The sequence below is a fragment of the Caballeronia sp. LjRoot29 genome, from assembly GCF_964252755.1.
Classification (GTDB): Bacteria; Pseudomonadota; Gammaproteobacteria; order Burkholderiales; family Burkholderiaceae; genus Caballeronia.
Genome location: NZ_CAXUPU020000010.1, coordinates 169,607 through 181,907, shown reverse-complemented (window position 1 = coordinate 181,907; position 12,301 = coordinate 169,607). Strand labels below are relative to the sequence as shown.

Annotated in this window: 11 protein-coding genes and 3 tRNA genes; 8 read left to right on the top strand and 6 right to left on the bottom strand. The window is 58.7% G+C overall.

The window, feature by feature from the left end; genetic code table 11:
- The coding region (locus tag ACSQ83_RS14470) for a hypothetical protein (RefSeq protein ID WP_436228609.1) at positions 1-664 on the top strand (664 nt) is incomplete at its 5' end.
- A gap of 45 nt (positions 665-709) precedes the next feature.
- Positions 710-1,831, top strand: coding sequence for a hypothetical protein (locus ACSQ83_RS14465; RefSeq protein WP_436228608.1), 1,122 nt, complete (start codon positions 710-712; stop codon positions 1,829-1,831).
- A gap of 12 nt (positions 1,832-1,843) precedes the next feature.
- On the opposite strand, the gene ACSQ83_RS14460 is transcribed toward ACSQ83_RS14465, so the two are convergent.
- Positions 1,844-2,572, bottom strand: coding sequence for a FadR/GntR family transcriptional regulator (locus ACSQ83_RS14460; RefSeq protein WP_436228607.1), 729 nt, complete (start codon positions 2,570-2,572; stop codon positions 1,844-1,846).
- 125 nt (positions 2,573-2,697) lie between these two features.
- On the opposite strand from ACSQ83_RS14460, the gene ACSQ83_RS14455 reads away from it, so the two are divergent.
- The 3 genes from ACSQ83_RS14455 to lhpI are packed head-to-tail and all read left to right on the top strand — an operon-like array spanning position 2,698 to position 5,773.
- On the top strand, positions 2,698-3,819 hold the full coding sequence (locus tag ACSQ83_RS14455) for a branched-chain amino acid ABC transporter substrate-binding protein (RefSeq protein ID WP_414967339.1): 1,122 nt from the start codon (positions 2,698-2,700) through the stop codon (positions 3,817-3,819).
- A gap of 29 nt (positions 3,820-3,848) precedes the next feature.
- Positions 3,849-4,856: a trans-3-hydroxy-L-proline dehydratase gene (gene lhpH, locus ACSQ83_RS14450; RefSeq protein ID WP_436228606.1), complete on the top strand. Its 1,008-nt coding sequence runs from the start codon at positions 3,849-3,851 to the stop codon at positions 4,854-4,856.
- A 2-nt stretch (positions 4,857-4,858) separates the two neighbouring features.
- Entirely contained in the window at positions 4,859-5,773 is a 915-nt protein-coding gene (lhpI, locus tag ACSQ83_RS14445; protein ID WP_436228605.1) for a bifunctional Delta(1)-pyrroline-2-carboxylate/Delta(1)-piperideine-2-carboxylate reductase, read from the top strand.
- An 89-nt stretch (positions 5,774-5,862) separates the two neighbouring features.
- On the opposite strand, the gene ACSQ83_RS14440 is transcribed toward lhpI, so the two are convergent.
- The 5 genes from ACSQ83_RS14440 to uvrC all read right to left on the bottom strand — a co-directional run bounded on the left by ACSQ83_RS14440 (position 5,863) and on the right by uvrC (position 9,291).
- Positions 5,863-5,936 (bottom strand) — tRNA-Cys (locus tag ACSQ83_RS14440).
- 82 nt (positions 5,937-6,018) lie between these two features.
- A tRNA-Gly gene (locus tag ACSQ83_RS14435) sits at positions 6,019-6,094 on the bottom strand.
- Positions 6,095-6,151: 57 nt separating this feature from the next.
- A tRNA-Gly gene (locus ACSQ83_RS14430) sits at positions 6,152-6,227 on the bottom strand.
- A 174-nt stretch (positions 6,228-6,401) separates the two neighbouring features.
- The gene (pgsA, locus tag ACSQ83_RS14425; RefSeq protein ID WP_414949031.1) at positions 6,402-6,998 is read right to left on the bottom strand and encodes a CDP-diacylglycerol--glycerol-3-phosphate 3-phosphatidyltransferase; all 597 of its coding nucleotides are present in this window, start codon (positions 6,996-6,998) and stop codon (positions 6,402-6,404) included.
- A gap of 85 nt (positions 6,999-7,083) precedes the next feature.
- A complete protein-coding gene (uvrC, locus tag ACSQ83_RS14420; RefSeq protein WP_436228604.1) occupies positions 7,084-9,291 on the bottom strand; it encodes an excinuclease ABC subunit UvrC in 2,208 nt (735 codons plus the stop codon).
- 294 nt (positions 9,292-9,585) lie between these two features.
- On the opposite strand from uvrC, the gene earP reads away from it, so the two are divergent.
- The 3 genes from earP to ACSQ83_RS14405 all read left to right on the top strand — a co-directional run bounded on the left by earP (position 9,586) and on the right by ACSQ83_RS14405 (position 12,182).
- Complete coding sequence (gene earP / locus ACSQ83_RS14415; RefSeq protein ID WP_436228603.1) at positions 9,586-10,767, top strand: elongation factor P maturation arginine rhamnosyltransferase EarP; 1,182 nt, start codon at positions 9,586-9,588, stop codon at positions 10,765-10,767.
- Between the two features lie 241 nt (positions 10,768-11,008).
- A complete protein-coding gene (gene efp, locus ACSQ83_RS14410; RefSeq protein ID WP_062089336.1) occupies positions 11,009-11,566 on the top strand; it encodes an elongation factor P in 558 nt (185 codons plus the stop codon).
- A gap of 280 nt (positions 11,567-11,846) precedes the next feature.
- Complete coding sequence (locus ACSQ83_RS14405; RefSeq protein ID WP_436228602.1) at positions 11,847-12,182, top strand: BON domain-containing protein; 336 nt, start codon at positions 11,847-11,849, stop codon at positions 12,180-12,182.
- Positions 12,183-12,301 lie beyond the last annotated feature (119 nt).

Genomic DNA, 12,301 nt, shown 5'->3' with positions numbered 1-12,301 from the left:
AGTTAACGGCGCAATCGCTTTACAAGATAAACATCCGGTTCGGTTTGAATATTATTGCATTGTCGATGCCGGGTTTGTCCGAAAGCGCCCTGACCTGGTAGCACGGGTGGTTCAGCAAAAGCTGACGTTATTTGCGACGCCCTTAGTTCTTTGGTATATCGCCCAATACTTTCCGTTGTCCGAGTTTCGCTGCCGAGTCTTTCTGATTGAAGATGTTCAATATCCCGCTCGCAAGCGCGCATTACTAAAACACGAACTCCTTGCCACGCATGCCAGTGCGGATCTCGTATTGTTTGACGAAGAACCGGCGTTGGGTTTTAGCTTTAATATCAGGCGCGGCATATTCGACGTCCATACCGTCGCTTACACGGGCTTACAAGTGCTCACGTCCCTCGGGTTCAGGAGAATTTTTATGCACGGCCTCGATTTGCTGAACGCCGCGCAAACACCGCGCTTCTACGAAACCAAAGAAAACATGCAGCCTAGCGCATTGGACGGAGATTTTAATTCATTCATAGAACCGTCGTTTCGCCACGCTGCCCCGCTATTAAGCTGTCGCGGCATACGCGTGGTGAACCTCTCGGCGCAAAGCGCGCTTGGGAGCGATATTATCGAGAAGGATGATTGGCACTCGCTGGCGCATGCATCTCTTGAACAGGAATAATCCGCGGTTAAAAACGGCCGACTGTAACCAGCGCGGTCTCGCGCAATGAAGGTCGTTCATATCTCCAACACGCCGGTGGCCGGAAGTCCAGGGAACATTGTTTCGGCGCTGAATCGGCTCACCAGTGTAGAAGCGCGCCATATTGTTTTCAATAGCAGCGCGTATCGCAGCCGAACCTTTGCTGTCGATATCGACTGGAAAACTCAGGAGCAGCAAGCGCTCGATGTCATCGCCAATGCCGACGTCATTCACGTCCATCAGTTCTTCTCATTCGCCGACACATTCGGTCCGAATTTCCATCAGCGCTTCGGTGAGAAAAAAATCATCAAGCAATACCATTCGGCCCCGGATCTCTGGGCCAAGGATGACCCTCGGGTGGTCGAGCGAATTATTTATGAGGACGTGCCGCAACTCGTTATTGCGCAAGGTCCCGAGCGTTATTACCCGTTCGCGCGGGTGGTTCCCAACGTGATCCCGCTGAATGATCCCCGTTACCTGCCTGGTCCGGAAAGCCGGATCGATGCGGACGGCCTGCCGGTCGTCACGTTTTCTCCGAGCGGCCGGTCATCTGCATGGAAAACGCGCTGGGAAACGAAGGGCGTTCCGCAGACGCTCAAACTGCTGCGCAAACTCGAGCGAAAGGGTTTGTGCAAGCTTCAATTGATTGTCGATACACCACATGACGCGTGTTTGCGGGCGAAGCAGCAAGCGGCGATTGCCATCGACGAATGCGTGACCGGGAATTATCACTTGAGCGGGCTGGAGGCGTTATCGCAGGGGAAACCCACGTTGGGTCATCTGGACAATCGCGTGCAGTCGCAGTTGAGGGCCATGACGGGGGCGCTAGAGCTGCCCTGGATCGATGTACGGCTGGAAGAGGCCGAAGGTCCGCTGCGTGAATTGCTGTGGGATCGGGCGTTGCGCGCGGAGTTGGGCGCGGCCTCGCGGCAGTGGATGGAGACGTACTATCAGGAAGCGGCGATGGTTGAGCATTATCGACGCGCGTATCTCGATCTTTTCGAGGCACCGTCTCGATTCCATGTTCGACGCTTCGTCGGACATAGCGAACCCTGGCTTGCCGTGGCGCTGCCGAATCATCGCTGGACCGCGCGTAAAAGAGCCAATAGCCCGTGGAGAACGCTCGTTGAGACGCTACGCGGGCGGTGAGGTGTTCACTGTCTACTTCGGCGCGATATCCCGTTCCACACGCTTGATATGCTGTTCGACGTAGAACGCCGCGGCATCGGCATCGCCCTGAACCACCGCCTCGTAAATCAGCCGATGTTCAGCCACATAAAGACGAATCCGGCCCGCGTCGTATATGCCCTCGTTTTTCAGGCGCTTCCACAATGGCTGGTCCATTGAACTAGCCACTTCATCGGCGATCTTGACCATCAACGCGTCGCCCGTCATCACCGCCAGTTGCCGATGAAACAAGCGGTCGCTGCTATTCCATAGCGCGCGCTGCGCGGGGTCGTCGATGTCATAGACGTTTTCCATCTGATTGAGATACTGCTCGGCCAGCGGATCGCGTTGCGCCCGCGAAGCCGCGCGGCGAGCTACTGCCGGTTCAAGGACCATGCGCACATCGAGCGTGGAACTGGGACTGAAATCGGCCGTTCCGGTATCCACCGCCCGATGCGACAAGCGATAAACAGCGTCACCGCAGACAAACGTCCCCGAATTGCGCTTCGTAATCACCAGCCCTTCGTTCTGCAGCGCGCCGATCGCTTCGCGAACAGCGGGGCGTCCGACACCAAACAACGCTGCGAGATCCCGCTCCGATGGCAACCGCGAGTCCGGCAGAAATCGGCCCGCAGCAATCTCGTCGCGGATTCGCTCGGACACTTGTTCGTAGATTTGCCGTGGGCGAAACGAGCCGTCGAGCTCTGCGTGAATGGCTGCCATCTTCAATCTCACCAAACGTGGTCACGGGAAAGACCAAAACCAGCCAAAATAATTTGAATGATTGCTTCGAGAGCCGGTTTTGGTCTACATTCAGGACCAGTATAGTCGACCCCGGAGAGTCTCCAATGAAAAAAACTGTCGCAAGTTTCCTGGTCGCTTCGGCGGCTTTTGCCAATGCTGGCGTCCACGCGCAAGAAGTCGTGACCATTGGTCATTCGGCGCCGCTCACCGGTCCACAGGCCGTCAACGGGAAGGATAACGAAAACGGCGCGCGGCTCGCAGTAGACGATTTGAACAAGAAAGGCGTCGTCGTCGCGGGCAAGAAAGTGACGTTCAAACTGGACTCGGAAGATGACCAGGCCGATCCCAAGATTGGTGTCCAGATCGCCCAAAAGCTCGCCGATAGCGGTGTGGTTGCCGTCCTTGGACCCTACAACTCGGGCGTCGCCATTCCGGCGTCGCAGATCTACCATTCAGCCGGTATCCCGATGCTCCCGGTCGCCTCGAACCCTGCGCTGACCACACAGGGTTTCAACAATATCTTTCGTATTGGCGCAAGCGACGAGCAGCTCGGCGGCACCATGGGCGAGTTCGCTGCAAAAACGCTGAAAGCGAAGACTGCGGCAATCGTCGATGACCGCACGGCTTACGGCCAAGGCGTCGCGGAACAATTTGCAAGCGTGGCAAAGGCGCACGGCATCAAGATCGTCGCTAACGAATACACCAGCTCGAGCGCGACTGATTTCCTCGGCATCCTGACGACCATCAAGGCCAAGAATCCTGACGTGATCTTCTTCGGTGGATACGCCGCACAGGGCGCACCGATGGCCAAGCAGATGCGCCAGCGCGGACTTCGGGCGAAGCTGCTCGGCGGCGACGGCATCTGCTCCGCCGACATGGGCAAGGTGGCGGGCGAAGATGCATCGATCGTCTATTGCGCGCAAGGCGGCACGTCGCTTGAGAAGACGGCGGCGGGACGCGACTTCCTCAAGCGCTACAAAGACACGTATCACACGGACACGCAGGTCTACGCTGTCAGCTACTACGACGGCATGATGCTGCTCGCCGACGCAATGGTGAAGGCCGGCACGACCACGGACAAAGCAAAGCTGACCGCGCAACTGGCGAAGACGGACTACAAGGGCATCGCAGGAACCTATTCCTTCGACGCGAAAGGCGACTTGAAGGGCGCGCCCACGACCGTGTATGTCATCAAGAACGGCTTGCCGGCCGCATACGGCCAGTGATGCACCCGGAATCGAAATGAGCAATTGAAATGAAAATCACGAAGTCAATCGACACGGTCGAAGTGCATACCGGAGGCGAGGCATTTCGCATAGTCACGAGCGGTCTGCCGAAGATGCCGGGCAAGACTATCGTCGCGCGTCGCGCCTGGCTGAAGGAGCATGCCGATCACATTCGCCGCGCGCTGATGTTCGAACCGCGCGGCCACGCCGACATGTACGGCGGCTACCTCACGGAACCCGTCAGCGAAGGCGCCGATTTTGGCGTGATCTTCGTGCACAACGAGGGCTACAGCGATCATTGCGGCCATGGCGTGATCGGCCTCGCAACGGCGGCGGTGGAACTGGGCTGGATCGAACGGACATCGCCGGAAACACGCGTGGGGATCGATGCGCCTTGTGGTTTCATCGAGGCGTTCGTGCAATGGGATGGAACTCATGCCGGCAACGTACGATTCGTGAACGTGCCTTCGTTCATCTGGCAGCGTGACGTCACCGTGGAGACACCTTCGTTCGGCAGCGTTACCGGCGACATCGCGTTTGGAGGCGCGTTCTATTTCTACGCCGACGGCGCGCCTTTCGACCTGCACATTCGCGAATCAGCCATAGACAAACTGATTCAATTCGGCGCCGAAGTAAAAGCCGCCGCCAACGCAGCGGTCAAGGTGGAACACCCCGAGATTCCGGAACTGAATCACATCTACGGCACGATCATCGCCAATCAGCCGCGGCACGCGGGCTCAACGCAGGCGAACTGCTGCGTCTTCGCCGACCGTGAAGTCGATCGCTCGCCGACCGGCTCAGGCACCGCCGGCCGGGTCGCGCAACTGTACTTTCGCGGTCTGCTGGGCAAAGATGAAACGCTGATCAACGAGTCGGTGATCGGCACAATATTCAAGGGACGCGTGCTGAGCGAAACGAAGCTCGGACCGTTCGATGCGGTCATCCCGGAAGTCGAAGGCAATGCCTACATTTGCGGCTTCGCCAACTGGATCATCGACGACCGCGATCCGCTGACCTATGGTTTCCTGGTGCGATGAATATGACCCAGTCCTACGATGAACAACAGACTGCGGCGCTGCTTCCCTACACGGAACTCGTCGATACATTGAGTGCCGCCGTCGTGCAATACGCGGCGGGCGGCATAGAAAGTCCGGAGCGGCTGGTCGTGCCGCTGCAGGCGGGCGGCGTCATGCTCTCGATGCCGGCGACCGCGGCGGATATAGCTATCCATAAACTTGTGAACGTGTGTCCCGGCAACAAGGCGCGGGGCAAACCGACCATCCACGGCCAGGTGACGGCGTATGACTCGTCTAGCGGAGAATTGCTCTTTTCGCTCGATGGCCCGACGGTCACAGGACGACGCACTGCCGGTATATCGGCATTGGGCATCAGCCGCCTTGCGCGAAGCGCGAAGTCGATCTTGCTGATCGGCACCGGCAAGCAAGCGAGCAATCACGCCGAGGCGTTCGCCGCGCTCTTCCCTGATGCGATTCTTTACGTCAAAGGATCGTCGATGCAATCGGCAGCTCGGTTCGCGGCGGCACACGCAGGATTGGGCTCGCAGTTGATACCGATTGAGGGGGACATGATCCCCGAAGATGTCGATGTCGTTGTCGCGCTGACTACGAGCAAAACGCCGGTCTATCGCGAAGCCGCGCGCGCCGGGCGGCTGGTCGTGGGCGTTGGTGCGTTCACGCCGGATGCAGCTGAAATCGATGCATCGATCGTGCACCAAAGCGCGATCCTGGTGGACGATCCAGCGGGTGCGAGACACGAAGCCGGTGATCTTATTCAGGCGAACGTCGATTGGAGTACGGTGGGCTCGTTGGCTGCTGTTATCGAAGGAACGTGGGTTAGTTCGCCGGATCAACCCGTGCTGTTTAAAAGCGTTGGATGCGCTGCGTGGGATCTGGCTTCGGCGCGGTTGGCAAGGCAGCGTTTGTTGGGTGCGTAGAATTGCGCAGATCGATCCGCCAGCTGTCTGCACAGGTCGCACAGATAAAGAAAAAGCCCTGACTCGTCAGGGCTTTTTCTTTGATTCTCTGGAGGCGCGAGCCGGAGTCGAACCGGCCTAAACGGCTTTGCAGGCCGCTGCATAACCGCTTTGCTATCGCGCCAGAAGCGGGAGCTACATGTTGCAATCCGTGTCTGGCAAATCCAACCACCAAACAAAAAGGGAAGCTTGGCTTCCCCTTTTTTTGGAGCGGGAGACGAGGCTCGAACTCGCGACCTCAACCTTGGCAAGGTTGCGCTCTACCAGCTGAGCTACTCCCGCATGGTCCTGCTTTTACTGCCAGTCACCGGCTTACCATTGCCAATAACCTTCTTAATTTGGAGCGGGAGACGAGGCTCGAACTCGCGACCTCAACCTTGGCAAGGTTGCGCTCTACCAACTGAGCTACTCCCGCATCTTGCTGACTTCTTCTGCCAATTTACTGCTTTCAACCTTCATCAGGCTTCGCGTTTTTTTTGCGTTCACCCGACAGAAACGAGATTATGGAGAAGGCCAACTTTAGTGTCAAGCGCTTTGTATGTACCCCATCACTTTTAAACGCTCTCCAACCTGAATCACAGCATGCCGATCACAACATGCCGCCGCGCTCACGAATCTGCGGCCAGGCGAGCTTCATGTAATAGAGCATGGACCACACCGTGAGGAACGCAGCAACATAGATCAGCCAGAGTCCCCACACACGGGTATCGATCACGAACGGCGTGCCGGCGATCTTCAGCGGCCCGTAGAACAGCAGCATGGGGATGGCGACCATCTGGCAGACCGTCTTGAATTTGCCGAGCGAATTCACCGCCACGCTCTTCGATGCCCCGATCTGCGCCATCCATTCCCGCAATGCCGAAATCGTGATCTCACGGCCCACAATCACGAGCGCTATCACCGCGTTCAGCCGCATCAGTTGCACGAGCACGAGCAGCGCAGCGGTGACCATGAGCTTGTCCGCAACGGGATCGAGAAACGCGCCGAATGCCGACGTCTGATTGAGCTTGCGCGCGAGGTAACCGTCGAACCAGTCGGTCAGCGCGGCGAGCACGAAGATGACCATTGCAAGCAGGTTGCGATGGTCCGGGCTCATCATCACGTCCGGCAAATAGAAGACGCCCACGACGAGCGGAATCAGCACAATTCGCAGCCACGTCAGAAAAATCGGAAAATTAAACGGCATGGGCGTGACTCTTATAGAGAGGTGCCATTGTGCCGCGTCGCCCTATATGTCACAAGACGACGGGCCGGACGGCCGGACGTTGCGCTCAATGCAACTGCCGGTAGATCTGCTCGGCGAGCGCCTGCGAAATGCCTTCGACACTCGCCAGATCCTCCACGCTCGCCGCCTGCACGCCGCGCAAACCGCCGAAACGCGACAGTAGCTTCTGACGCCGTTTTGCGCCGATACCCTCCAGCTCTTCAAGCCGCGATGTCTGCCGCGTCTTCGCCCGTTTCGCGCGCATGCCGGTAATCGCAAAACGGTGCGCCTCGTCGCGAATCTGCGCGACAAGCATCAGCGCCGCGCTCTCCTTGCCGAGTTCGAGCGCTGCGCGGCCATCGGCGAAAATGAGGGTTTCGAGACCGACTTTGCGCCCTTCCCCTTTTGCCACGCCAACCAGCATGCTGCGATCGAGGCCCAATTCAGCGAACACTTGCCGCGCAATCTCGACCTGTCCTTTACCGCCATCGATCAACACGATATTCGGCAAGCGGCCGCCCGACGGCACAGGTTCAGCGACATCGGCTTCCGCGGGATTGATTGGCTCCGGTTGCGCTTCGGCTTCCGGGTCGGTCGATTCCACCGCTTCCTGCTGCGGTTCATCGTTAGCATCATCAGCGTCCGTAGCGCGCGCGGCGGCCTGCGCCAGCATCTTCTCGTAGCGGCGCGTGAGGACCTGGCGCATGGCGGCGTAATCATCGCCCGGCGTGATGCCCGTGATGTTGTAGCGCCGATATTCCGCCGACTGCATCTTGTGATGGTGATACACCACGCACGATGCCTGCGTCGCCTCGCCCATCGTATGGCTGATGTCGAAACATTCGATCCGCAACTGCGCGAGATCGTCCATTTCCAAGCTCAGCGTGTCCGCAAGCGAACGCGTGCGCGCCTGCTGCGATCCCTGTTCGGACAACAAGCGCGCGAGCGCGAGCTTTGCATTTGATTCAGCCATCGACAGCCACGCGCGCTTTTGTCCCTGCGGCTGACGCAGCACCACGACCTTGTGCCCGGCCTGTTCGATCAGCAAGTCGACGAGTTCGCGGTTCGTCGGCGCGTGGCTCACCACCAGCACCGGCGGCACGCGATTGCCGATGTAATGCTGGGCGATAAACGCCTCCAGCACTTCAGCTTCGAGCGCGCCCTGACGTTCCGATTCTGTCGCGTCAGCCACGGGCGCGTCGCCGGTTTCAGCGATCTCCTCCTGCATTTGCTCGGTCGTCGCGTGGGCCTCGAAGTCCTGCTCACGCGCCGCCAGCGTGCCCGCGGACAACGCAATCTCGTCGACGTCCGCATCGACCTGCTCAATGACGATATTCGCCACGCCGTCCACGAAGTCATCGCCGGAAAGCTCTTCCGGCATTGCGTCTTCGATGGCCAGCGCCGCCTCTACGTGCGTCGGAAAATAGGCTTTATCGCCGAGATGGCGGCCGCCGCGCACCATCGCGAGATTCACGCACACCTTGCCGCCCAGTGCGACGACCGCGAGGATATCGACGTCATTGTCGCCGCCCACTTCGATAGCCTGCTGATGCAGCACGGTCGACAGCGAGCTCATCTGGTTACGGACGGCCGCGGCCTGTTCGAACTTGAGATCGGCGGCGAACGCGTGCATCTTCTGCTCGAGTTCCTTCATCACTTCGCCCTGGCGTCCGAGCAGGAACCGCGATGCGTTCGATACATCGCGCGCGTAATCCTCTTCGTTGATCAGCCCGACGCACGGACCGGTGCAGCGGCTAATCTGATGCAGCAAACAAGGCCGCGTGCGATTGGTGAAGACGGAATCCTCGCAGGTGCGCAACTGGAAAACGCGCTGCAGGATCTGGATACTTTCGCGCACGGCCCACGCGCTCGGGAACGGGCCGAAGTACTGATTCTTCTTGTCGACGCTGCCACGGTAATACGCCATGCGCGGAAACTTGTGGCCGGTGAGCTTCAGATACGGATACGACTTGTCGTCGCGAAACAGGATGTTGTAGCGCGGCGCGAGCGCCTTGATCAGATTATTCTCAAGCAGCAACGCTTCGGCTTCGGACCGCGTGACCGTGGTTTCAATCTTGCGGATGCGCGTGACCATCATTGCGATGCGCGGAGAAAGCAGGGTCTTCGTAAAATAGCTCGACACCCGTTTTCTCAGGTCGCGCGCCTTGCCGACGTACAGCACGTTGCCCTGCTCGTCGTAATAGCGGTACACGCCCGGCAAGTGCGGCAATTGCGCCAGGCTTTTTTTAGGGTCGAAAACGTCGGAGTCTGTCATGCAGAGATGATGGCGGAGCGCCCGCGGCTTGAGTTCAGCAAAATAATTTTATTGGTTTCGAGTGGAGTATGGATTAAGCGCGGCACGCGTCCAGGTCGCCCGAACAGCCTGGGCGAGCCTTTAGCTCGACCGCATTGGAACCGTAACGCAACCGTAACGCAACCGTAACGCAGCGCGCCGCGCGAATCGTTATCCTTGAAAACGCCAGTTTAGTTCAAACCGCTGTCCGCCATTCCTCACCCTTCATTTGCGGTTCATCGCCGCCCATTGCCCATGCCGTCTTCATCGGAACAAATGCCGGCTGCTTCCGGCCACGCGAGCGTCGATCCAGGCGCTTCAGCCACCTATATCGCGTGCGATATTTTCTGCGCGGTCATCGACAATTTCGGCGATATCGGCGTCTGCTGGCGGCTCGCGCGCCAACTGGCCAGCGAACACGACTGGCGAGTGCGCCTGTTCGTCGACGATCTCGCGGCCTTTCATGCGCTCTGCCCGGCCATCGATCCCGCGCTCGATCGCCAAAGCGAGGCGGGCGTGATGATCGAGCACTGGCATGCGCCGTCGCATGCCGGCGACACGCTGCAGATCGCCGATGTCGTGATCGAAGCGTTCGGCTGCGAATTGCCGGCGGTGTACGTGAGCGCGATGGCGCGCCGCGAGAAGACGCCCGTGTGGGTGAATCTCGAATATCTGAGCGCGGAGGACTGGGTCGCGGATTTTCATCTGAGGCCGTCGCCGCATCCGCGCTACGCAGTTAACAAGACGTTCTTTTTTCCCGGACTAGGACCGGGCACCGGCGGCGTGCTGAAAGAGCGTTTGCTCGATGCCAAGCGTGAGGCGTTCGATCGCGATGCCTGGTGGCACGCACGTGTCGGCATCGCGCCGCCGCCGACCGGCACAACCGTCATTTCGATGTTCGCGTACGAAAATCCCGCCATCGATTCGCTGCTTGAGCAATGGCGCGATTCCGCCACGCCGATCGCGTTACTCGTGCCGGAAGGACGCATTTCCGGTGCCATTGCCCGGTTTTTCGATCTGTCCGATTTCCGGGCCGGAGCGAAGGCGACAAGCGGATCGCTGTCGGCTTACGCGCTGGGTTTTGTCGAACAGCCTCTTTTCGATGCGCTGCTCTGGGCCGCCGACCTGAATTTCGTGCGCGGCGAGGATTCGTTCGTGCGGGCCCAATGGGCGCAAACGCCGTTCGTCTGGCATATCTACCCGCAAGGCGACGACGCCCATCTGCCGAAACTCGATGCGGCGCTCGCGCACTACGCAAACGGCTTGCCGGACAGGGCGAGAACCTCGCTCGAACGCTTCTGGCACGCGTGGAACGGCGCAGGCACTCCCGACTGGGACGATTTCTGGCAAAACCGCACGCCGCTGGAACAGCGCGCCGCCGATTGGGCGACCGAACTGGCGAACGTTGGCGATCTGGCCGGAAATCTGGCGGAATTCGCGAAAACTCAGTTAAAATAAGCGGTTATCCAACGGCTTGCAGTTCGGAACACGCTCAGTTTCGGACAAATTCCACAGTGGAATGAGCGCGGTGGGAATAGTCAACAAGTCAATGAATAGTCAGTGAGGCGGCTACAGCGCCGGGTTTGCCAGGGTTTGCAATACAAAAGCAATCTCGATTAAACGAAGCAACCCTGCCACGAGCCGGCCGTCCACACTGCAGCGATCAGGCTCACATTTTCGTACAGGACAGTTTTTTAATATGAAGACCGCACAAGAACTCCGCGTCGGCAACGTCGTGATGATCGGCAGCGATGCCATGGTCGTGCTGAAGGCCGAGTACAACAAATCCGGCCGCAATTCCGCGGTCGTGAAGATGAAGTTCCGCAACCTGCTGTCCACCGGCAACATGGAATCGGTGTACAAGGCGGACGACAAGTTCGACGTCGTCCAGCTCGACCGCAAGGAAGTGACGTATTCGTACTTCGCCGACCCCATGTATGTGTTCATGGACGCCGACTACAACCAGTTCGAAGTCGAAGCCGACATGATGGGCGACGCCCTGCACTACCTCGCCGACGGCATGCCGTGCGAAGTGGTGTTCTACAACGAGAAAGCCATTTCGGTGGAACTGCCGACCACGCTGGTTCGCGAGATCATCTATACGGAACCGGCTGTCAAGGGTGACACGTCGTCGGGCAAGGTCCTGAAGACCGCCAAGCTCGCCACCGGTTTCGAACTGCAAGTGCCGCTGTTTTGCGGTATTGGCGACAAGATCGAAATCGATACGCGTACCAACGAGTATCGCAGCCGCGCCTAAGGCTCTTAAGGCTCCGGCGGCTATCAACGCCGGCCCGACGCTCCAGGTACAAAAATCAAAAAAAGCGCCCTTCGGGGCGCTTTTTCTTTTTGCTGAACATTATTGCCAATTCAGGCAAACTTTACCGGAACGTTTCCTGAAATTGCCGGGTGATTGCTGCATGGAATGGTATGTCCTCTGCTAAAACCTTGATTTCTTGTCGTTGTAAAGATGGCATGAAACCTGCTGTGGTTGTTGTGTCCGCGCTGTGACGGCGTCGCATTTTTCAACAATACAGACCATGCCAATTACAAAAACCACTCTCGTCCGTCTTGTCCTTGCTGTTTCATGTGCCGTACCGGTAGTCGCGATCACTGCGGGATGCTCGTCGACACCGACCCATGAATCGGCTGGCGAATACACCGCCGACTCCGCACTGACCGCCAAGGTGAAAGCGGCGTTACTCGCTGACCCGGGACTGAAATCGCTGGCGGTGAGCGTGACGACGTATCGGAGTGAAGTGCTGCTGTCGGGCTTTGTGAATTCACCGGATCAGATTCAAAAAGCGGTGGCGGTCGCGCGCGGCGTGGATGGCGTGCAGTCGGTCAAGAATGAGCTGAACGTCAAGCCGCAATAGCGCGCGAATATCACGCCGATGGGCCGAGCGATCGGGTCGGGAGCACGGTGTGCTCAGACAAGACAAGACTGGCTCATCAGGAAACACGTGGAAACCATCAGGAAGCGCAGCACAAAGAC

Excerpts from the sequence above, each read along its gene's own strand:
- ACSQ83_RS14460 (WP_436228607.1), bottom strand. The coding sequence starts at position 2,572 with ATGGCAGCCATTCACGCAGAGCTCGACGGCTCGTTTCGCCCACGGCAA.
- ACSQ83_RS14455 (WP_414967339.1), top strand. The coding sequence starts at position 2,698 with ATGAAAAAAACTGTCGCAAGTTTCCTGGTCGCTTCGGCGGCTTTTGCC.
- ACSQ83_RS14405 (WP_436228602.1), top strand. The coding sequence starts at position 11,847 with ATGCCAATTACAAAAACCACTCTCGTCCGTCTTGTCCTTGCTGTTTCA.
- efp (WP_062089336.1), top strand. The coding sequence starts at position 11,009 with ATGAAGACCGCACAAGAACTCCGCGTCGGCAACGTCGTGATGATCGGC.
- earP (WP_436228603.1), top strand. The coding sequence starts at position 9,586 with ATGCCGGCTGCTTCCGGCCACGCGAGCGTCGATCCAGGCGCTTCAGCC.
- uvrC (WP_436228604.1), bottom strand. The coding sequence starts at position 9,291 with ATGACAGACTCCGACGTTTTCGACCCTAAAAAAAGCCTGGCGCAATTG.
- ACSQ83_RS14465 (WP_436228608.1), top strand. The coding sequence starts at position 710 with ATGAAGGTCGTTCATATCTCCAACACGCCGGTGGCCGGAAGTCCAGGG.
- lhpH (WP_436228606.1), top strand. The coding sequence starts at position 3,849 with ATGAAAATCACGAAGTCAATCGACACGGTCGAAGTGCATACCGGAGGC.
- lhpI (WP_436228605.1), top strand. The coding sequence starts at position 4,859 with ATGACCCAGTCCTACGATGAACAACAGACTGCGGCGCTGCTTCCCTAC.
- pgsA (WP_414949031.1), bottom strand. The coding sequence starts at position 6,998 with ATGCCGTTTAATTTTCCGATTTTTCTGACGTGGCTGCGAATTGTGCTG.